17 protein-coding genes are annotated in these 19,729 nt (G+C 63.8%); 7 read left to right on the forward strand and 10 right to left on the reverse strand.

Annotated features, from left to right (window positions below):
• The first annotated feature begins 65 nt into the window (after positions 1-65).
• Positions 66-1,436: a NorM family multidrug efflux MATE transporter gene (locus ACQZ2L_RS02125; RefSeq protein ID WP_430324539.1), complete on the forward strand. Its 1,371-nt coding sequence runs from the start codon at positions 66-68 to the stop codon at positions 1,434-1,436.
• Between the two features lie 176 nt (positions 1,437-1,612).
• Here ACQZ2L_RS02125 and ACQZ2L_RS02130 read toward each other — a convergent pair whose 3' ends face one another.
• Entirely contained in the window at positions 1,613-3,277 is a 1,665-nt protein-coding gene (locus tag ACQZ2L_RS02130) for a putative bifunctional diguanylate cyclase/phosphodiesterase (RefSeq protein ID WP_430324540.1), read from the reverse strand.
• 315 nt (positions 3,278-3,592) lie between these two features.
• On the opposite strand from ACQZ2L_RS02130, the gene rep reads away from it, so the two are divergent.
• Both rep and xpt read left to right on the forward strand, forming a co-directional pair.
• Complete coding sequence (gene rep, locus ACQZ2L_RS02135; protein WP_430324541.1) at positions 3,593-5,602, forward strand: DNA helicase Rep; 2,010 nt, start codon at positions 3,593-3,595, stop codon at positions 5,600-5,602.
• Between the two features lie 66 nt (positions 5,603-5,668).
• On the forward strand, positions 5,669-6,241 hold the full coding sequence (gene xpt / locus ACQZ2L_RS02140; protein WP_101322909.1) for a xanthine phosphoribosyltransferase: 573 nt from the start codon (positions 5,669-5,671) through the stop codon (positions 6,239-6,241).
• Positions 6,242-6,244: 3 nt separating this feature from the next.
• On the opposite strand, the gene ACQZ2L_RS02145 is transcribed toward xpt, so the two are convergent.
• The 6 genes from ACQZ2L_RS02145 to dadA all read right to left on the reverse strand — a co-directional run bounded on the left by ACQZ2L_RS02145 (position 6,245) and on the right by dadA (position 12,353).
• Positions 6,245-8,107, reverse strand: coding sequence for an acetyl-CoA hydrolase/transferase C-terminal domain-containing protein (locus ACQZ2L_RS02145; protein ID WP_430324542.1), 1,863 nt, complete (start codon positions 8,105-8,107; stop codon positions 6,245-6,247).
• Between the two features lie 238 nt (positions 8,108-8,345).
• Positions 8,346-8,768, reverse strand: a complete 423-nt coding sequence (locus ACQZ2L_RS02150; RefSeq protein ID WP_430324543.1) for a c-type cytochrome — start codon at positions 8,766-8,768, stop codon at positions 8,346-8,348.
• A gap of 135 nt (positions 8,769-8,903) precedes the next feature.
• On the reverse strand, positions 8,904-9,452 hold the full coding sequence (locus ACQZ2L_RS02155) for a cupin domain-containing protein (protein ID WP_314875102.1): 549 nt from the start codon (positions 9,450-9,452) through the stop codon (positions 8,904-8,906).
• 108 nt (positions 9,453-9,560) lie between these two features.
• Positions 9,561-10,634 carry an alanine racemase gene (gene alr, locus ACQZ2L_RS02160; protein ID WP_430324544.1) on the reverse strand — a complete coding sequence of 358 codons (1,074 nt, stop codon included), beginning with the start codon at positions 10,632-10,634 and terminating at the stop codon, positions 9,561-9,563.
• Positions 10,635-10,726: 92 nt separating this feature from the next.
• Entirely contained in the window at positions 10,727-11,080 is a 354-nt protein-coding gene (locus ACQZ2L_RS02165; RefSeq protein WP_101322905.1) for a RidA family protein, read from the reverse strand.
• Complete coding sequence (gene dadA, locus ACQZ2L_RS02170; protein WP_430324545.1) at positions 11,052-12,353, reverse strand: D-amino acid dehydrogenase; 1,302 nt, start codon at positions 12,351-12,353, stop codon at positions 11,052-11,054. The genes ACQZ2L_RS02165 and dadA overlap by 29 nt, the downstream gene beginning before the upstream one ends.
• A gap of 155 nt (positions 12,354-12,508) precedes the next feature.
• Here dadA and dadR point away from each other — a divergent pair, with 155 nt between their 5' ends.
• The gene (gene dadR / locus ACQZ2L_RS02175; RefSeq protein WP_003258963.1) at positions 12,509-12,997 is read left to right on the forward strand and encodes a transcriptional regulator DadR; all 489 of its coding nucleotides are present in this window, start codon (positions 12,509-12,511) and stop codon (positions 12,995-12,997) included.
• 180 nt (positions 12,998-13,177) lie between these two features.
• Here dadR and ACQZ2L_RS02180 read toward each other — a convergent pair whose 3' ends face one another.
• Positions 13,178-13,531 carry a YkgJ family cysteine cluster protein gene (locus ACQZ2L_RS02180; protein WP_314875115.1) on the reverse strand — a complete coding sequence of 118 codons (354 nt, stop codon included), beginning with the start codon at positions 13,529-13,531 and terminating at the stop codon, positions 13,178-13,180.
• 133 nt (positions 13,532-13,664) lie between these two features.
• Here ACQZ2L_RS02180 and ACQZ2L_RS02185 point away from each other — a divergent pair, with 133 nt between their 5' ends.
• A complete protein-coding gene (locus tag ACQZ2L_RS02185) occupies positions 13,665-14,957 on the forward strand; it encodes an NAD(P)/FAD-dependent oxidoreductase (RefSeq protein ID WP_430324546.1) in 1,293 nt (430 codons plus the stop codon).
• Positions 14,958-14,969: 12 nt separating this feature from the next.
• On the opposite strand, the gene ACQZ2L_RS02190 is transcribed toward ACQZ2L_RS02185, so the two are convergent.
• Positions 14,970-15,197 (reverse strand): DUF1127 domain-containing protein, encoded by a 228-nt coding sequence (locus ACQZ2L_RS02190; RefSeq protein ID WP_430324547.1) that lies wholly within the window; start codon positions 15,195-15,197, stop codon positions 14,970-14,972.
• Positions 15,198-15,376: 179 nt separating this feature from the next.
• Between ACQZ2L_RS02190 and ACQZ2L_RS02195 the strand changes: the two genes are divergently transcribed.
• On the forward strand, positions 15,377-16,807 hold the full coding sequence (locus tag ACQZ2L_RS02195) for a PLP-dependent aminotransferase family protein (RefSeq protein WP_430324548.1): 1,431 nt from the start codon (positions 15,377-15,379) through the stop codon (positions 16,805-16,807).
• 60 nt (positions 16,808-16,867) lie between these two features.
• Positions 16,868-18,421, forward strand: coding sequence for a phospholipase D family protein (locus tag ACQZ2L_RS02200; RefSeq protein WP_430324549.1), 1,554 nt, complete (start codon positions 16,868-16,870; stop codon positions 18,419-18,421).
• Positions 18,422-18,550: 129 nt separating this feature from the next.
• Here the strand turns inward: ACQZ2L_RS02200 and ACQZ2L_RS02205 are convergent, their stop codons facing one another.
• Positions 18,551-19,690 (reverse strand): MFS transporter, encoded by a 1,140-nt coding sequence (locus tag ACQZ2L_RS02205; protein WP_430324550.1) that lies wholly within the window; start codon positions 19,688-19,690, stop codon positions 18,551-18,553.
• Between the last annotated feature and the right edge of the window lie 39 nt (positions 19,691-19,729).

A 19,729-nucleotide genomic window follows, 5' to 3' on the forward strand; every position in this document is an offset into this window, starting at 1 on the left:
TGGAAAGTTGACCCAGGCCTCAGAATCCACCTCCTGTTCATCCCTCAGCATCAAGGACTCTCACCATGCATGTAGCGCCCACCGTTGAACTCAAGGCTCTGCTGCGCCTGGCCGGGCCGCTGATTGCCTCGCAGTTGGCGCATATGCTGATGGTGCTGACCGACACCTTGATGATGGCGCGGATCAGCCCGCAGGCCCTGGCCGGTGGTGGCCTGGGCGCAGCGAGCTATTCGTTCGTGTCGATCTTCTGCCTGGGCGTGATTGCCGCCGTCGGCACGCTGGTGGCGATCCGCAAGGGTGCCGGGGATATCGCCGGCGCCACCCGCCTGGCTCAAGCCGGTATCTGGCTGGCCTGGGCTTTGGCGCTGGGCGCCGCGCTGGCGTTGTGGAACCTCGGCCCGGTGCTGTTGATGTTTGGCCAGCAACCGGAAAACGTCGAGGCGGCCATGGCCTTCCTCACCCTGTTGCCACTGGCACTGCCCAGCTACCTGACCTTTATGGCCTTGCGCGGCTTTACCAGCGCCCTGGGCCGGTCGACGCCGGTGATGGTCATCAGCCTGGTCGGCACGGTGCTCAACTACCTGCTCAACCATGCGCTGATCGAGGGCATGTTCGGTTTGCCCAAGCTCGGCCTGGTCGGCATTGGCCTGGTCACCGCGCTGGTCTCGCTGGGCATGGCCATCGCCCTGGCGCTGTATATCCGCTGGCACCGTTTCTACGACGCCTACCCGCTGCGCAAGGGCCTGGCGCGGCCATCGCTGTCGGCGTTGCGCGAGCTGTGGCGGCTAGGCCTGCCGATTGGCGGCACGTACATGGTCGAAGTCGGCTTGTTCGCCTTCGCCGCGCTGTGCATGGGTGTGCTCGGCAGCACCGAGTTGGCGGCGCATCAGATCGCCCTGCAGATCGTCTCGACCGCGTTCATGGTGCCGACCGGGTTGTCTTATGCGGTGACCATGCGGGTCGGCCTGTATTACGGCGGAGGCAACCTGCTCGCGGCGCGCAGTGCCGGGCGGGTCGGTATCTGCTTTGGTGCGCTGTTGATGTTTGCCTTTGCCGCGCTGTTCCTGTTGCTGCCCGAGCAGTTGGTCGGGCTGTTCATCGACCGCAATGACCCTGCCTTTGCCGGCATCTTCCAGCTAGCAGTGGGTTTGGTGATGGTGGCGGCGTGGTTTGAGTTGTTCGATGGCGTGCAGACCATTGCCATGGGTTCGATTCGCGGCCTGCAAGACGCCAAGACCACCTTCCTGATTGGTCTGTGCTGCTATTGGCTGATCGGTGCGCCAAGTGCGTGGTTGTTTGCCTTCAACCTCGGCGGCGGTGCACTTGGCATTTGGTGGGGCCTGGCGCTGGGTCTGGCCTGCTCATCGGTGGCGCTGACCTTCGCGTTTGAATGGCGGATGGGGCGGATGTTGCGCAAGGCTGCCGTGGGGGTTTGACGGCGATTGCTTGTGATGATCTTGGTGGATTGTGTCAGTGGCAATGCCGGGGGCGCTACGCACCCCTTTCGCGACACAAGGCCGCTCCTACGCCGACCGCGTAAGGGCCAGACGACGCGGTCCTCTGTAGGAGCGGCCTTGTGTCGCGAAAGGGCTGCAAAGCAGCCCCAACGGACTCAGACAGCCCGAATCGCCGCGACCGGCACCTGCTGCAGGTAGCTCACCAGTTCATCCACCGGCAGCGGCTGGCTGACCAGAAAACCCTGCACCTGGTCGCAGCCAAAGCCGCGCAGCAGGGCCATCTGCTCCTCGCTTTCAACGCCCTCGGCAACCACCTCGAGGTTGAGGTTGTGCGCCAGGTTGATCATCGCGTGGACCAGCTTGCGGTTCTCTTCGCGCAGCTCCATGCCACCGACAAAACTGCGGTCGACCTTGAGCAAGGTGATCGGCAGGCTGTTCAGGTGCACGAACGACGAAAAACCGGTGCCAAAGTCGTCCAGCGAGAAGCGCACGCCCAGGCGGCCCAGGGCGTCCATGGTCTGGCGCACCAGCTCGTTGCGGCGCATCACCGCGGTTTCGGTCAGCTCGAACTCAAGCCAGCGGGCATCGACGCCATGCTCGATGATCAACCGGCTCAGGGTCGCCAGCAGCTGGCTGTCCTGAAACTGGCGAAAGCTCAGGTTGACCGCCATGTGCAGCGGCGCAATGCCGTGCTCACGCAGGCCCTGCATGTCGCGCAGGGCACGTGAGATGACCCAGTAGCCGAGCGGCACGATCAGGCCGCTCTGCTCGGCCAGCGGCACGAATTCGCTCGGCGGCAGCAGGCCGCGTTCGGGGTGGTTCCAGCGCACCAGTGCTTCGAGGCCAACGATGCGGCCATCGGCAAGGTTCAACCGTGGCTGGTAATGCAGTTCCAGCTCGTCGCGGCGCAGGGCGCGGCGCAGTTCGCCTTCAAGGTCGGCCAGGCTGCGTGCGTTGCGGTTGATCCGCTCGTTGAACACATGAAAGCTGCAACCCTGCACGCTCTTGGCCTGACGCATGGCGATGTGCGCATGCCACATCAATGGGTCGGCGCCGGCCTGCGCGCGGGCATGGGCCAGGCCCAGGCTGCAGCCCACCAGCAGGCTTTCGCCATCGACCCAATACGGCTCACCCAGCGCTTCGACGATGCGCTCGGCGACCCACTCGGCGCGGTTCGGCTCGCGGCGGGTGTCGATCAGCAGGGCAAATTCGTCGCTGCCCAGCCGAGCCAGCTGATCGCCCGCCTCCAGCTGCAGCTTGAGCCGGGTCACCACCTGCAGGATCAGCCGGTCGCCGCCCTGATGGCCGAGGGCATCGTTGACGTGGCGAAAGTTGTCCAGGTCCAGATGGCCGAGGGCAACGCCGCGGCCGTCGTGTTCGGCCAGGCGCGTGGTCAGCAGGGCCTGAAAGCCCTGGCGGTTGGCGATGCCGGTCAGCGGGTCCTGCTCGGCCAGGCGCTGCAGGGTGGCGACCAGCACGCCGCGCTCACGCACATGGCGCAGCGAGCGGCGCAGGCTGTCACTGCTCAGTTGCGCCAGCACCAGCCAGTCACTGACGCCGGCGGGCGGCGCTTCGGGCTCCTCTTCGAGCAGGACAATGGTCGGCAACTCGCAGCGGCCTGGGGTCGGCAGCAGCGCAGGGGTTGCCAGCACCACCGCCTGACGGTCATGGGCAAACAGGCTGTTGACCGCCTCCCAGTTGGGCGCGGTCAGCAGCACCGCGCTGCCGGCCAAAGGCTGCAGGCAGTCGCGCAAGCTGGCGGCCCACTCCGGCTCATCGGCCAACAGCAGCAAACGCAAGGGTTCGACAGGCGTGGACAAGCGCGCTCCTTAGGCGAGATCGTTAACCGTAACGGGGGTATCCTACCTCAAGAGTCAAATGATATTCACTCTTATTAACACCCATCCCGGGGCTGCACTCCGTCGTATTCTGTCGCGCATCCTGCTCCATAAATCGTACAACCGGCAAATCTGATTTGAGTAATAGCTCGATTGTGGCGGCAATGCCCTGATCCACTCCCGCCAGGCAGGGCACCGGACGTCACAAAAGTCTGACTCCGGCGTCAGACGGTCGCGCCACAAGCGTGACTTGCCTGTTAGAATGCGCGGCTATTTTCTGGCGACCCCGGTTCTAGCATGTCCCGACTCAATCCCCGGCAACAAGAAGCCTGTGACTATGTCGGCGGCCCACTTTTGGTGCTCGCCGGTGCTGGCTCCGGCAAGACCAGCGTGATCACCCGCAAGATCGCCCACCTGATCCAGAACTGCGGCATCCGTGCCCAGTACATCGTCGCCATGACCTTCACCAACAAGGCTGCGCGCGAGATGAAGGAGCGGGTCGCCACCCTGCTGCGGCCAGGTGAAGGTCGCGGCCTGACCGTGTGCACCTTCCACAACCTGGGCTTGAACATCATCCGCAAGGAGCACAAGCACCTGGGCTACAAGCCGGGCTTCTCGATCTTCGACGAGGCCGACATCAAGGCTTTGCTGTCGGACATCATGCAGAAGGAGTACTCCGGCGACGACGGCATCGACGAGATCAAGAACATGATCGGTGCCTGGAAGAACGAGCTGATCATGCCCGCCGAGGCGCTGGAAAAAGCCCGTAATCCGCGCGAACAGACCGCCGCCATCGTCTACACCCACTATCAGCGCACGCTCAAGGCGTACAACGCGGTGGACTTCGACGACCTGATCCTGCTGCCGGTCAAGCTGTTCCAGGAGCACCCGGAGGTGCTCGAGCGCTGGCAGAACAAGGTGCGCTACCTGCTGGTCGACGAATACCAGGACACCAACGCCAGCCAGTACCTGCTGGTGAAGATGCTGATCGGCATGCGCAACCAGTTCACCGTGGTCGGCGACGATGACCAGTCGATCTACGCCTGGCGCGGTGCTCGCCCGGAAAACCTCATGTTGCTGAAAGAGGACTACCCGTCGCTGAAGGTGGTCATGCTCGAGCAGAACTACCGCTCGACCAGCCGCATCCTGCGTTGCGCCAACGTGCTGATCGCCAACAACCCGCATGATTTCGAAAAGCAGCTGTGGAGCGAGATGGGCCACGGTGACGAGATCCGCGTGATCCGCTGCAAGAACGAAGAAACCGAGGCCGAGCGCGTGGCCATGGAAATCCTCACCTTGCACCTGCGCACCGACCGCCCCTACAGCGACTTTGCCATCCTCTACCGCGGCAACTACCAGGCCAAGCTGATCGAATTGAAGCTGCAGCACCACCAGGTGCCGTATCGCCTGTCGGGCGGCAACAGCTTCTTCGGCCGCCAGGAGGTCAAGGACCTGATGGCCTACCTGCGCCTGCTGGTCAACCCGGATGACGACAACGCCTACCTGCGCGTGATCAACGTGCCGCGCCGGGAAATCGGCTCGACCACCCTGGAAAAGCTCGGCAACTATTCCACCGAGCGTGGCGTGTCGATGTATGCCGCCAGTGATGAAATCGGTCTCGGCGAGCACCTTGATGCGCGCTACACCGAGCGTTTGCAGCGCTTCAAGCACTGGCTCGACGGCGTTCGTCACAAGGTTGCGCTGGACGACCCGATCGCCGCGCTGCACGAAATGGTCCGCGACATCGACTACGAAAACTGGATCCGCCAGAACACCGCCAGCGACAAAGCGGCGGATTTCCGTATCAGCAACGTCTGGTTCCTGATCGATGCCTTGAAAAACACCCTCGAGAAAGACGAAGAGGGTGACATGACCATCGAGGACGCCATCGGCAAGCTGGTCCTGCGCGACATGCTCGAGCGTCAGCAGGAAGAAGAGGAAAACGCCGAAGGCGTGCAGATGATGACCTTGCACGCCTCCAAAGGCCTGGAATTCCCCTACGTGTTCATCATGGGCATGGAAGAGGAAATCCTCCCGCACCGCTCCAGCATCGAGGCCGACACCATCGAAGAAGAGCGGCGCCTGGCCTACGTGGGCATCACCCGCGCCCGCCAGACCCTGGCCTTCACCTTCGCTGCCAAGCGCAAGCAGTACGGCGAAATCATCGATTGCACGCCTAGCCGCTTCCTTGACGAACTGCCGCCGGATGATCTGTGCTGGGAAGGTCTGGACGATGCGCCGGTGGAAGTCAAAGCCGCGCGCGGCAATAACGCCTTGGCCGATATACGGGCAATGCTCAAGCGCTGAACCCTTTTACACTTTTGTCATGGCACTCAGCCGTGGCCACTTTTTGCTACATCGAGGAATACCACAGTGGAAGCACTGCAGCAGAAGATTCGCGAAGAAGGCATCGTGCTTTCCGACCAGGTTCTCAAAGTCGACGCGTTTCTCAACCACCAGATCGATCCTGCCCTGATGCAGCTGATCGGTGACGAATTCGCCCGCCTGTACGCAGACTCCGGCGTGACCAAAATCGTGACCATCGAAGCTTCGGGCATCGCTCCGGCGATCATGACCGGCCTGAAACTCGGTGTACCGGTGCTGTTCGCCCGCAAGCACCAGTCGCTGACCCTTACCGAAAACCTGCTGACTGCCTCGGTGTATTCGTTCACCAAGCAGACCGAGAACACCGTGGCGATTTCGCCGCGTCATCTCAACAGCAGCGACCGCGTGCTGGTCATCGACGACTTCCTCGCCAACGGCAAGGCCTCGCAGGCGCTGATCTCGATCATCAAGCAGGCTGGCGCTACCGTCGCCGGGCTTGGCATCGTTATCGAGAAGTCGTTCCAGGGCGGTCGCGCCGAGCTCGACAGCCAGGGTTACCGGGTCGAGTCGCTGGCGCGGGTCAAGTCGCTCGCGGGCGGCGTGGTCACCTTCATCGAGTGACCCTCACCGGGTTGCCTGCAACCCGGCCAGCAGCAGGCGCTGATACAACTCGTGTTTCAGCCCCTGCGGCTGCTCCAGGCCCATCCGCGCCAGCTGCGCCGGATAGGCTTCGGGCGGCGGTGCATCGAGCGCTGCCTTGCCCAGCTCGAGCACCTCGCTCAGCTTGAACTTGCTCTTGAGCCAGTTCAGCGCCCTGAACAAATCACGCTCCTCGGCGGTGAAGTCCGTGCCCAGCGGATACTCCGGGAACAGTCGTGGATGCCGCTCACGCAGCGCTTCGAGGCGCTCCGGGGTGTTGTCGCAAAAACGCTGATCCAGCACGAAGTCCTTGGCCAGCTTTCCGGCGGCCTTGGCCTGCTCGAGCAACTCGCCCTGGAAACGTGAATCGCTGATTGCCAGCAGCCGGGCGATGACTTCGCTGTCGGTTTGCCCGCGCAGGTCGGCGATGCCGTATTCGGTGACGACGATATCGCGCAGGTGCCGCGGGATCGTGCAGTGGCCGTACGTCCAGTACAGATTGGAGCTGACTTCGCCACCGGCCTCGCGCCAGCTGCGCAGCAGCAGCACCGAGCGGCCGCCTTCCAGCGCGTGGCCCTGGGCGACGAAGTTGTACTGCCCGCCTACCCCGCTCAGCACACGACCGTCTTCCAACTGGTCGGCAACGCCGGCGCCGAGCAGGGTCATGCCGAATACGGTGTTGATGAAGCGTGCATCGCGGCGCTGGCGGCGTTTCAACTCTTCCTGGCCATACAGCTCGTTGATGTAGCTGATGGCGGTCATCGCGTAGCGCTGGCGCTGCTCCAGCGGCATCTCGCGCAGACGCTGATAGAAGGCCCGCGGGCCGAGGAAGAAACCACCGTGCACCAGCACCCCGTGCTCATCGGCCGGGCGCCGCACCACGCCGGCTTCGGCCAGCGCCAGCAGGCCGTTAACGAACATTTCGCTGCAGCCATAGAGGCCTTGGGCGAAGCCATCCAGGCCGCCTTCGCGCTCGATCAGAGGCAGCCACGGCTGGATATCCAGCTCGTCCAGCACGGCGCGGTAACCTTCGTTGTCGCCCTGACGCGCCAGCAGCGCGGCGGTTACCGCATCGCCCATGGCGCCGATGCCGATCTGCAGGGTGCCGCCGTCGCGCACCAGGGCGCTGGCGTGCAGGCCGATGCAATGGTCCTGGGTCGCCACCGGCATGTTCGGGGTGGAAAACAACCGGCGCTGCTCGGGCTGGTCGATCAACAGGTCGAAGGCCTGGCGATCCAGCTCGGCAGCGCCGGGCATGTACGGCAGCTCGGTGTGCACCTGGCCGAGCAGAAGGATGGTCTCGCCGGCGGCGCGGCGCTTGGCGACCATCGGCAGCAGGTCGAGGGTGATGTCCGGGTTGCAGGCCAGGCTCAGATGGTCCGGGCGTTCCGGGGTTTCGGCCACCAGTTGCGCGATCAGGTTGAGGCCCTTGGCGTTGATATCGCGGGCGGCGTGGCTGTAGTTGCTGCTGACGTAGTCCTGCTGGGCCATGCTGCTGTGCAGCAGGCTGCCGGGCTGCATGAAGAACTGCTCGACGCGGATGTTGGCGGGCAGCTTGTCACCGCGCAGGTCGGCCAGGTAGTCGAGCTCTTCATAGTCGGCAAAGACCCGTTCGATGAAGGGCTCGAGGAAGCGCTTCTGCAGGCCATCACCCATTGGCGGCCGGCCGAGGCTGAGCGCGGTGTAGAGGGTCAGGCGGCGTTCGGGCAGCTCACGGATGCGGGCATAGAGCGCGTTGACGAAGGCATTCGGTTTGCCCAGGCCCAGCGGCAGGCCCATGTGAATATGGGTGGGCAAATGGGCCAGAACGTGGTCTACGGCCTGGTCGATGCTGCAGCTGTGGGCCATCGGTGCCTCCTTTGACGTCCATGCGGTCAGGGGGTTGGACCGTGGGCGGGCGGGATTTGCTGCACCTGGGCTGGGATTGCGGGGGCTGCTGCGCAGCCCTTCGCGGGTGAACCCGCTCCCACAGAGACAGCGCTGAAGGCAGACTTGGCGCTATTCCTGTGGGAGCGGGCTTGCCGGGACGCCGGACCGCCGCGAAGGGCCGCAAAGCGGTCCCAGCAATCAACCTATCAACTCCGCATCAAAGCCCGGACATCTTCTGAATCGCCGCCTTCAGCTCATCATCCGAACAATCGGCACAGGTGCCTTTAGGCGGCATGGCATTGATCCCGGTAATCGCCTTGGCGAGGATCCCATCAAGCCCGCCCTGATGATCAGCCCGCTCTTTCCACGCAGCGGTATCGCCAATCTTCGGCGCATTGAGCAGGCCGGTGGCATGGCAGGCGTTGCAATGCTTGGCGATCACATCATCAGCCGACTTGGCCGCGCCACCGCTGGCCACGGCTGCGACTTCCATACCCTTGCATTCCTGACCCTGAACACACACCTGGCCGACCGGTGCCAGGCGCTTGGCAATATCATCGTTGGTCGCCGCGTTTGCGGTGACTGCCCACAGGGCGAAAACGGCAGCTGGTATGGCCAGCATCTTCTTGATTTGGTTCACGCGTTCACCCTCATGGTGGCTGATCACGCCCGCAGCCACGAATTGCGGGCGTTGAAAAGTATAGCGGCTCCATCAGAGCCGGGAAACGACCACACAAGGGAAAGGGCTATTGGCGAATCAATACGCTGCGCTGGATCAAAAGTTCGACGGTGTCGCGGCACTGATCAAGCGTGCGGGCTCGGCAAACGGGTTGCGAAAACGGTGCGGGCGGGTGCTTTCGAAGTAGTAACTGTCGCCAGCTTCGAGCAAGAATGTCTCGCTTCCGACTACCAGCTCCAGGCGGCCTTCAAGGAGGATGCCGGTCTCTTCGCCATCGTGGGTGAGCATCTCGTCACCGGTATCGGCGCCTGGTGGATAGACCTCGTTGAGAAAGGCGATGGCGCGATTGGGGTGCGACTTGCCGACCAGTTTCATGGTCACCGCACCGTCGGAGATGTCGATCAGCTCATGGGCCTTGTAGACGATCTGGGCCTGGCTTTCGACTTCCATTTCTACCGAAAAGAATTCGACCATCGACATCGGAATGCCACTGAGCACCTTGCGCAACGAGCTGATCGACGGGCTCACGCTGTTTTTCTCGATCATCGAGATGGTGCTGTTGGTTACCCCCGCGCGCTTGGCGAGTTCCCGCTGGGACAGGCCCTTGAGCTTGCGGATGGCTTGCAGTCGTTCGCCGACGTCCAAAGCTTGCGCCTCCTGAAACGGTGGGGGTGGGGTCGAATGTGAACGATATCATGGCAATGCCGTTCAGTATTTACAACACTCCACACCCCTGCCCGTCCGCGGGCAGGCTTATTCGCCGATATATTCCAGCGGCACCCGCTTGAGGTTGCAGAACAGCTGGTAAGGAATCATCCCGGCATGCCCGGCCACGTCACTGGCCAATACCTGCTTGCCCCACAGCTCCACCGGGCTGCCCAGGGTTGCCTCGGGGATATCGGTGAGGTCGATGCAGAGCATGTCCATCGACACCCGGCCGATCAGTTGGCTGCGCTTGCCGGCCACCAGCACCGGGGTGCCGGTCGGGGCCTGACGTGGATAACCGTCGGCATAACCCATGGCAACCACACCGACCCTAGTCGGCCGTGGGCTGATGAATTTGGCGCCATAACCGACCGGTTCCCCGGCAGGCAGTTCGCGCACGCTGATGACCCGCGATTGCAGAGTCATGACCGGTTGCAGCCGGCTCGCCTCGGCCTGAGGCACCTCGAACGGCGTTGCTCCGTACAGCATGATGCCCGGGCGCACCCAGTCGCTCGGCACCTGCGGCCAGCCAAGCACGGCCGGTGAGTTGCGCAGGCTGCATTCGGCGCTGAGGCCTTGGCGCGCCTCTTCGAATACCGCGAGCTGCTGCGCAGTAGCCTGCGCATCAAGCTCGTCGGCGCGGGCGAAGTGGCTCATCAACACGATACGCGCCACCTTGCCGCTGGCCAGCAGGCGTTGATAGGCCTGTTGGTAATCCTTTGGATGCAGACCCACTCGGTGCATGCCGCTGTCGAGCTTGAGCCAGACCTTCAGCGGCTTGGCCACAGCGCTCTGCTCGATCGCTTCCAGTTGCCACAACGAATGCACCACGCACCACAGATCATTGGCGCTGATCAGCGCCAGCTCGCTGGCCTCGAAGAAGCCTTCAAGCAACAGAATCGGCCCTTTGATGCCAGCAGCACGCAGCTCCAGCGCCTCTTCGATACAGGCTACGGCAAAGCCATCGGCCTCGGCCTCCAGCGCCAGCGCACAGCGCACAGCGCCATGCCCATAGGCATCGGCCTTGATCACGGCGAGGGCTTTGGCACCGGACAGTTCACGGGCCAGACGGTAGTTGTGGCGCAGGGCCTGGAGGTCGATCAGGGCGCGGGCGGGACGCATGGCGGCAGCCTTTTGGCAGTACGGGTTGTTGAATAAGCCCCCGGCACGGCGGGTGGGGGTAAGTAGCCACCGCGCCGGGGTGAGGGAACGGGTTACGGCAGTGCAGCGACCACCGACAGCTCGACGAGGATTTCCGGCTCGCACAGCTTGGCCTCGACGGTAGCCCGGGCTGGCGCGACGCCGGCCGGCAGCCACTGGTCCCAGACCGCGTTCATGCCGGCGAAGTCGGCGTCGATGTCCTTCATGTAGATAGTCACCGAAAGCAGGCGGGTCTTGTCGGTACCGGCCTGGTCGAGCAGTTGCTCGATGGTCGCCAGCGTCTCGCGGGTCTGCTGCTCGATGCCGGCGCTGAGGTCATCACCGACCTGGCCAGCCAGGTACACCGTGCCGTTGTGGGTGACGATCTGACTCATGCGCTCATTGGTGAGCTGGCGCTGGATTGCCATGCTTGGCGAACTCCTTGTGGTTGCCGTAACGGGAAATATCGAGGCCCTCAGCGCTGATCTGCGGCTTGCGCTTGGCGATCAGGTCGGCCAGCAAACGCCCGGAACCACACGCCATGGTCCAGCCCAGGGTGCCGTGACCGGTATTGAGGAACAAGTTGCGGAAGCTGGTCGCACCCACGATCGGCGTGCCGTCCGGGGTGGCCGGGCGCAGGCCGGTCCAGAAACTGGCCTGGCTCAGGTCGCCGCCGCGAGGATAAAGGTCGTTGACGATCATCTCCAGCGTTTCGCGCCGGCGCGGGTTCAGCGACAGGTCAAAACCGGCGATCTCGGCCATGCCGCCGACGCGGATGCGGTTTTCGAAGCGGGTGATCGCGACCTTGTAGGTTTCGTCGAGAATGGTCGAGGTCGGCGCCATGCCAGGGTCGGTGATCGGCACGGTCAGCGAGTAACCCTTGAGCGGATACACCGGCGCCTTGATGCCCAGCGGCTTGAGCATCTGCGGCGAGTAGCTGCCCAGCGCCAGCACGTAGCGGTCAGCGGTTTCCAGCTTGCCGTCGATCCACACGCCGTTGATGCGGTCGCCGGCATGGTCCAGGCGCTGGATGTCCTGGCCGAAGTGGAACTCGACGCCAAGCTTGATCGCCATCTCGGCCAGCTTGTTGGTGAACAGCTGGCAGTCGCCGGTCTGGTCGTTGGGCAGGCGCAGGGCACCGGCAAGAATGTCGGTAACCCCGGCCAGGGCCGGCTCGACACGGGCAATGCCGTCGCGGTCGAGCAACTCGTACGGAACGCCCGACTGCTCGAGTACGGCGATGTCTTTTGCTGCCGCATCAAGTTGTGCTTGGGTGCGGAACAGCTGAGTGGTGCCCAGCGCACGGTTTTCGTAGCTCAGGCCGGTCTCGGCGCGCAGCTCGTCGAGGCAGTCGCGGCTGTACTCGGACAGGCGCACCATGCGCTCCTTGTTCACGGCATAGCGGTTGGCGGTGCAGTTGCGCAGCATCTGCGCCATCCACAGGTACTGGTCTACATCGCCGGTGAGCTTGATCGCCAGCGGGGCGTGGCGCTCCAGCAGCCACTTGATGGCCTTGAGCGGCACACCTGGAGCAGCCCAGGGCGAGGCGTAGCCCGGCGAGATCTGGCCGGCGTTGGCAAAGCTGGTTTCCATGGCCACCGCTGGCTGGCGGTCGACCACCGTCACCTCGAAACCTTGCCGGGCCAGGTAGTAGGCACTGGCGGTACCGATTACACCGCTACCAAGTACCAGAACTCGCATCGTCTATCCCTCGCATGCGGCACGCCGCAACATTTTGTTTGTATGGCACGAATGGGCGCAGTATATGAAGGACCGGCCAGTGCATTTCACTATATAAAGGCCTATATTTGGCGACAATTCTTGGCCATGTCGGCTTTTACGGAGGGGCATCCCCTATGAGAACCCAGCATCAGAGCAAGCGTGAACTGGACAAGATCGACCGCAATATCCTGCGGATCCTGCAGAATGACGGCCGTATCTCGTTCACCGAGCTGGGTGAAAAGGTCGGCCTCTCCACCACCCCGTGCACCGAGCGCGTGCGTCGCCTGGAGCGCGAGGGGATCATCATGGGCTATAACGCCCGGCTCAATCCGCAGCATCTCAAGGGCAGTTTGCTGGTGTTTGTCGAGATCAGCCTGGACTACAAGTCTGGAGATACTTTCGAGGAGTTTCGTCGCGCTGTGCTCAAGCTGCCCCATGTACTTGAGTGCCACCTGGTGTCGGGCGATTTCGACTATCTGGTCAAGGCGCGGATTTCCGAGATGGCCTCGTACCGCAAGCTGCTCGGCGACATCCTGCTGAAGCTGCCGCACGTGCGCGAGTCGAAGAGCTACATCGTCATGGAAGAAGTCAAAGAGAGCCTGTGCCTGCCGATTCCCGACTGAGATACAGACGTAAACAGGCATGACGCGGCCCCTGTAGGAGCGGCCTTGTGTCGCGAAAGGGGCGCGTAGCGGCCCCAGATCTCAGCTTCGCCGCCGAAATCGCCGGGCCCGCTTTGCGGGCCTTTCGCGACACAAGGCCGCTCCTACAGGGACCGTGTGCACCCGGGTTGGGTCCAACCCTCAGACCAGCACCTGGCGGGTGCTGGCAATGAACTGGTGCACCAACTGCTCCGCCTCGGGCTCGATCGGTTCGGCCGGGCCGCGCCCGCGCGGGCAGGCCAGGCGCGGGGTGGTGCCGAACAGGCGGCAGATCATCGGCCGCTCACCATACACCGTGCAGCCTTGCGGGCCGAGGTGCACGCAGTCGAGCCGCTCCAGCGCGGCGGCCTGCTCTTCAGCGGATTTACGCGGCAGTGCGGCCATTTCTTCCGCCGAGGTGGTCACCGGCCCACAGCAGTCGTGACAGCCGGGTTCGCATTCGAAAGAAGGGATCAGTTCGCGCAAAAAGTGGATCTTGTGGCGGTTGCAGGACATGGCGTGACAGCGATAACGATGCGGAATGTGCGCTGATTATAAGCCCTTTTGCCGCCGCAACCCGCCTGGCTTGCCGCGAGCTTGATCAGCGGCTTATGCTCGCCGCCTTTGACTCTCCGCCAAGGCCGATCCGATGATCCACAGCGCGCAGCACGCCGCCTCCTATTACGCCGCCAGCAGCGCGCCACAGACGGATCATTCACCCCTGCAAGGCCAGCACAGCGCCGACGTGTGCATCGTCGGCGGTGGCTATTCGGGCCTGAACACAGCCATCGAACTGGCCGAACGCGGCCTGTCGGTGATCTTGCTCGAAGCGCGCAAGATCGGCTGGGGCGCCAGCGGGCGCAACGGTGGTCAGCTGATTCGCGGGGTCGGCCATGGCCTTGAGCAGTTTTTGCCGGTGCTCGGCGAGCAGGGTGTGCACAGCCTCAAGCTGATGGGCCTGGAAGCGGTGGATATCGTCCGCCAGCGGGTCGAGCGCCATGCGATTGCCTGCGACCTGACCTGGGGCTACTGCGACCTGGCGAACAAGCCCGGCGAGCTGCAGGGCTTTGCCGCCGATGCCGAAGAGCTGCGCAGCCTCGGTTACAGCCATGAGCTGCGTCTGGTGCCGGCAGAAGACATCCGCACTGTGGTCAACTCAGAGCGCTACGTCGGCGGCCTGATCGACATGGGCTCAGGCCACCTGCATCCGCTCAACCTGGCCTTGGGCGAGGCAGCTGTTGCTGCTGGCCTGGGCGTGCGTCTGCACGAACACTCCGAGGTCACGCGCATCGACTATGGCCCGCAAGTGCAGGTGCAAACTGCCGGCGGCACGGTCCGCGCCAGCACGCTGGTGCTGTGCTGCAACGCTTATCACAACGACCTCAACCGTGAACTGGGCGGCAAGGTACTACCCGCCGGCAGCTACGTAATTGCCACCGAACCCTTGGGTGAAGAACGCGCGCGGGCCTTGCTGCCGCAGAACATGGCGGTCTGCGACCAACGCGTGGCGCTCGACTACTACCGCCTTTCGGCTGATCACCGGCTGCTGTTCGGCGGCGCCTGTCACTACTCCGGGCGCGACCCGCAGGATATCGCCGGCTACATGCGGCCGAAGATGCTCAAGGTGTTCCCGCAGCTGGCGGATGTGCGCATCGACTATCAATGGGGTGGCATGATCGGCATCGGCGCCAACCGCCTGCCGCAGGTTGGCCGGCTGGCCAGCCAGGCCAACGTGTATTACGCCCAGGCCTACGCCGGCCATGGCTTGAACGCCACGCACCTGGCCGGGCGTCTGCTCGGCGAAGCGATCAGCGGCCAGCACAGCGGGCGCTTCGACCTGTTCGCCAAGGTGCCGCACATTACCTTCCCTGGCGGCCAACACCTACGCTCGCCGCTGTTGGCGCTGGGCATGCTCTGGCATCGACTCAAAGAGCTGGTGTAGCCGCCGCGCACGTCAGGCCTTCCAGAACGGCTTGCTGCCCTCCTGACGCGCCTGCTCCCAGCTCAGGCCGATATCGCGCAGTTGCGCGTCATCGAGCTCGAGCAGGGCGCGCCGCGTGCGCCAGCGATGCAGCATCAGGCCAGCACCGCTCAAGCCTGCTTGAGCACTGGTGACCTGGGGCTGACGCGCCTCAAGCTGTTCGACTGTGGGTTGCACACGCACATCGCTGAAAAAACCCATTGCTGCTTGCTCCTGTTCCAGTTCAACCGTGGAGAAAGCATGCGCGCCTGAACCATAGCCAATACAGACGCACAAAACCTTTATTATTCCCATACAGAATTGGCGAATCTGACGCTGAATGCTGTATTTTTGCCCGATCTGTACTGGTCAATCGCCTCGTGCGCTGCAGGAGTATTGCCGTGACGCTGTATCTGAACCTCGCTGAAATGCTCGGCGCGCGCATTGAACAAGGGCTCTACCGCCCTGGCCAGCGACTGCCGTCGGTGCGCGCGTTGAGCGTCGAACACGGGGTCAGCCTGAGCACCGTACAGCAGGCCTACCGCATGCTCGAGGACAACGGCCTGGTCGCGCCGCGGCCTAAATCGGGGTACTTCGTCACCGACCACCGCAGCCTGCCAGCCCTGCCCGCCGTGACCCGGCCAGCGCAACGGCCGGTGGAGATTTCACAGTGGGAGCAGGTGCTGGAGCTGGTGCGCGGCACGCCTCGACCAGACGTGGTCCAGCTTGGCCGGGGCATGCCTGACGTCAACAGTCCAAGCCTCAAGCCCTTGCTGCGCAGCCTGGCCCAGCTCAGCCGGCGCCAGGACATGCCCGGCCTGTATTACGACAACATCCACGGCAACATCGCCCTGCGCGAACAGATCGCGCGGCTGATGCTCGATTCCGGCTGCCACGTCAGCCCGGCCGACCTGGTGGTGACCACCGGCTGCCACGAAGCGCTGTCGACCAGCATCCGCGCAGTGTGCGAACCGGGCGACATCGTTGCGGTGGATTCGCCCAGCTTCCACGGCGCCATGCAGACGCTCAAAGGCCTGGGCATGAAGGCGCTGGAGATCCCCACCGACCCAACCACCGGGATCAGCCTGGAGGCGCTGGAAATGGCCCTGGAGCAGTGGCCGATCAAGCTCATCCAGATCACCCCCAGCTGCAACAACCCGCTGGGCTACATCATGCCCGAGGCACGCAAGAAGGCCCTGCTGACCCTGGCCCAACGCTACGACGTGGCGATTCTGGAAGACGACGTCTACGGCGACCTGGCCTACAACTACCCGCGCCCGCCGACGGTCAAGTCGTTCGATGAAGACGGCCGTGTGCTGCTCTGCAGCTCTTTCTCCAAGACCCTGGCGCCGGGCCTGCGCATCGGCTGGGTGGCGCCTGGGCGTTATCTGGAGCGGGTGCTGCACATGAAGTACATCGGCACTGGCAGCACCTGCGTGCAACCGCAGCTGGCCATCGCCGACTTCATCGCAGGCGGCCACTACCACCCGCATGTACGCCGGATGCGCAGCCAGTACCAGCGTGGGCGCGATCTGATGAGCGATTGGGTGGCGCGCTACTTCCCGCCAGGCACCCGCGTCAGCCGGCCGCAGGGCGGCTTCATGCTGTGGGTCGAGTTGCCGGAAAGTTTCGACACGCTGCGGCTGAACCGCGCTTTACTGGAGCAAGGGGTACAGATTGCCGTGGGCAGTATCTTCTCCGCCTCCGGCAAGTACCGGCACTGCCTGCGCATGAACTACGCGGCGCGGCCCAGCGCCGAGATCGAGGCGGCGGTACGCAAGGTCGGCGAAACCGCCTTGCGCCTGCTGATCGATGAACACAGCGAGGCGTAACTTTGCCCCACCTGACATGGTCCATAGCACTCAGCCTTCTGCGCACAGGACGATTCATCCTTGAGACTTCAGCGAGCTTTGCCTCTCATGCTGGCGCTGCTGCTCGGCCTTTCTGGCTGCGCCAGCGTCAATCCGGTTCGTGAAGTCAGCCAGGCGCTACCGGCCAGTGATTCGGCCTTTGGCCGCTCGGTGCAGCGCCAGGCCGCGCCCTATGAAGGCCGTTCGGGCTTTCGCCTGCTGCCCAACAGCAACGAGGCCTTCCGCGCCCGTGCCGAGCTGATCCGCAACGCCCAGGCCAGCATCGACGTGCAGTACTACATCGTCCATGACGGCCTCAGCACCCGCGCGCTGGTGCATGAACTGCTGCAAGCCGCCGACCGTGGTGTGCGCGTGCGGATCCTGCTCGACGACACCACCAGTGACGGCCTCGATACGCTGATGGCCACCCTCGCCGCCCATCCCAACATCCACATGCGCGTGTTCAACCCGCTGCACCTGGGCCGTAGCACCGGTGTCACCCGCGCCGTCGGCCGCCTGTTCAACCTGTCGCTCCAGCACCGGCGCATGCACAACAAGCTGTTTCTGGTCGACAACAGCATGGCCATTGTCGGCGGGCGCAACCTGGGCGACGAGTACTTCGACGCCGAGCCCAACCTGAACTTCACCGACATCGACATGCTTGGTGTCGGCCCGGTGGCCGAGCAGCTTGGGCACAGTTTTGACCAGTACTGGAACAGCGCCCTCAGCCGGCCGATCGGCGATTTCCTCTGGAGCATGCCGGATGCCGACGACCTGCGCGCCAGCCGCCAGCGTCTGGAGGTGTCACTGGCCGAGGCGCGGATCAAGCGCAAAGCGCTGTATGACCGGCTGATGGCGTATCAATCGCAGCCACGCCTGGACACCTGGCGCAACGAGCTGATCTGGGCCCACAGCCAGGCGCTGTGGGACGCGCCGAGCAAGGTGCTGGCGCAGGACGAACCGGATCCGCATCTGCTGCTGACGCGGCAGTTGGCGCCGGATCTGGAGAGCGTCAAACATGAGCTGATTCTGGTGTCGGCGTATTTCGTCCCAGGTGAATCGGGGCTGGTGTATCTGACCAGCCGGGCTGACGCTGGGGTGTCGGTGCGGCTGTTGACCAACTCGCTGGAAGCCACTGACGTACCTGCGGTGCATGGCGGCTATGCGCCGTATCGGCGTGCCCTGCTTGAACACGGTGTACAGCTGTTCGAGCTGCGCCGTCAGCCGGGTGATCCGAGTGCCGGCGGCCTGAATTTCCATGGTGGTTCGGATTCGAGTCTGCACAGCAAGGCGATTGTGTTTGATCGGCACAAGACCTTTATCGGCTCGTTCAACTTCGACCCGCGCTCGGTGTTGTGGAATACCGAAGTCGGCGTGTTGGTAGACAGCCCGGAGCTGGCCGAATACACCCGCGAGCTGGCCTTGCAGGGTATGGCGCCGGCGCTGAGTTATCAGCCGGTACTGGAAGACGGCAAGATGGTCTGGGTGACCGAGGACAACGGCCAGCGGCATGTGCTGAGCAAGGAGCCGGGCGGGGTTTGGCGGCGGTTCAATGCCTGGGTGAGCAAGGCGGTGGGGCTGGAGAAAATGCTTTGATCTGAGATTGCTGGGGCCGCTTTGCGGCCCTTCGCGGGTAAACCCGCTCCCACAGGTTAAGGCGGCGCTGCAAAACCCTGTGGGAGCGGGTTCACCCGCGAAGGGCTGCGCAGCAGCCCCCAGCAATCCTCAGTCAGCCACCGGTTCAAAGGCCCCAGGCCGCCGGGTCAGCAGCACCAACCCCGCCGCCCCCAAGGCCATGATCAACGGCAATGCATGCCCGCTGATCCACTGGCTGCCCGCCCCGGCCAACAACGGCCCAAGCAGGCAACCAATCCCCCACAACTGCGCTACATGGGCGTTCGCCCGCACCAGTTCATCATCGCGATAACGCTCGCCTATCAGGATCAGCGACAAGGTGAACAAGCCACCAGCGCTGGCACCAAACAGCACCCACAGCGGCCAGATCAACGCGGTCTCCATCAACAACGGAATCGCCAGACTGGACACCATCAATGTCAGCGCACAACCACTGAACAGGGTGCGCCGCGACATCTTGTCGGCCAGCAGGCCAATCGGCAGCTGCAACACCGCATCGCCCACCACCACCGTACTGACCATGAACAACGCCACTTCGGTGCTGAACCCCTGCTGCAGGCAGTACACCGGCAGCAAGGTCAGGATCATCGCCTCGAACGCCGCGAACAAGGCAATCGCCCAGGCGATCACCGGCAGCCGGCGGCAGAACCCGAGCAGGTCGCGAAAGGTCACGCTACAGGCTTCGGTAGTCGGCGCGCCGCCACGGCCAAACAGCAGCAACGGCGCAAGGATCAGCAACGCGGTTGCCGCCCAGAAGCCAAAGTCATCATCCGAGCCGAGCATACCCAGCACCAGCGGCCCGGCCAGCTGGCTCAAGGCATAGCTGCTGCCGTAGAGCGCCACCAGCCGGCCGCGCCACTGCTCGACCACCAACTGGTTGATCCAGCTCTCGCCAAGGATGAACACCACTGTCAGCGACATACCAATCACCAACCGCAGCGCCAGCCACAACGGGTAGCTGGGCAGCAACGCGACCAGCGCAATCGACAACGCCCCGCCCCACAGGCACAGGCGCATCGCTGCCGGCACGCCGACCCAGCCAGCCAGGCGGCTGGCCAGGCTGGCGCCGATCAGCACGCCCACTGCGGGCATTGCCGCCATCACGCCGATGGCGAAGCTGCCGTAACCCCAGATTTCCAGGCGCAGCGATACCAGCGGCATGCTCACGCCCAGCGCGAGGCCGACGCTGAGCACTGAGGCCAGCACGGCAAAGTAGGTTGCCCAACGCATGACTGCCTCCCAGGCAGAATTGTCTTTCACCCAACAGCA

The organism is Pseudomonas shirazensis (assembly GCF_050496565.1).
Taxonomy (GTDB): domain Bacteria; phylum Pseudomonadota; class Gammaproteobacteria; order Pseudomonadales; family Pseudomonadaceae; genus Aquipseudomonas; species Aquipseudomonas shirazensis_A.

Bases quoted from the DNA above. Each gene is read 5' to 3' on its own strand.
- ACQZ2L_RS02145 (WP_430324542.1), bottom strand. From the start codon at position 8,107: ATGGCCCACAGCTGCAGCATCGACCAGGCCGTAGACCACGTTCTGGCC.
- alr (WP_430324544.1), bottom strand. From the start codon at position 10,634: ATGCGTCCCGCCCGCGCCCTGATCGACCTCCAGGCCCTGCGCCACAAC.
- dadR (WP_003258963.1), top strand. From the start codon at position 12,509: ATGAGAACCCAGCATCAGAGCAAGCGTGAACTGGACAAGATCGACCGC.
- ACQZ2L_RS02190 (WP_430324547.1), bottom strand. From the start codon at position 15,197: ATGGGTTTTTTCAGCGATGTGCGTGTGCAACCCACAGTCGAACAGCTT.
- ACQZ2L_RS02125 (WP_430324539.1), top strand. From the start codon at position 66: ATGCATGTAGCGCCCACCGTTGAACTCAAGGCTCTGCTGCGCCTGGCC.
- ACQZ2L_RS02180 (WP_314875115.1), bottom strand. From the start codon at position 13,531: ATGTCCTGCAACCGCCACAAGATCCACTTTTTGCGCGAACTGATCCCT.
- dadA (WP_430324545.1), bottom strand. From the start codon at position 12,353: ATGCGAGTTCTGGTACTTGGTAGCGGTGTAATCGGTACCGCCAGTGCC.
- ACQZ2L_RS02165 (WP_101322905.1), bottom strand. From the start codon at position 11,080: ATGGCAATCCAGCGCCAGCTCACCAATGAGCGCATGAGTCAGATCGTC.
- ACQZ2L_RS02205 (WP_430324550.1), bottom strand. From the start codon at position 19,690: ATGCGTTGGGCAACCTACTTTGCCGTGCTGGCCTCAGTGCTCAGCGTC.
- ACQZ2L_RS02185 (WP_430324546.1), top strand. From the start codon at position 13,665: ATGATCCACAGCGCGCAGCACGCCGCCTCCTATTACGCCGCCAGCAGC.
- rep (WP_430324541.1), top strand. From the start codon at position 3,593: ATGTCCCGACTCAATCCCCGGCAACAAGAAGCCTGTGACTATGTCGGC.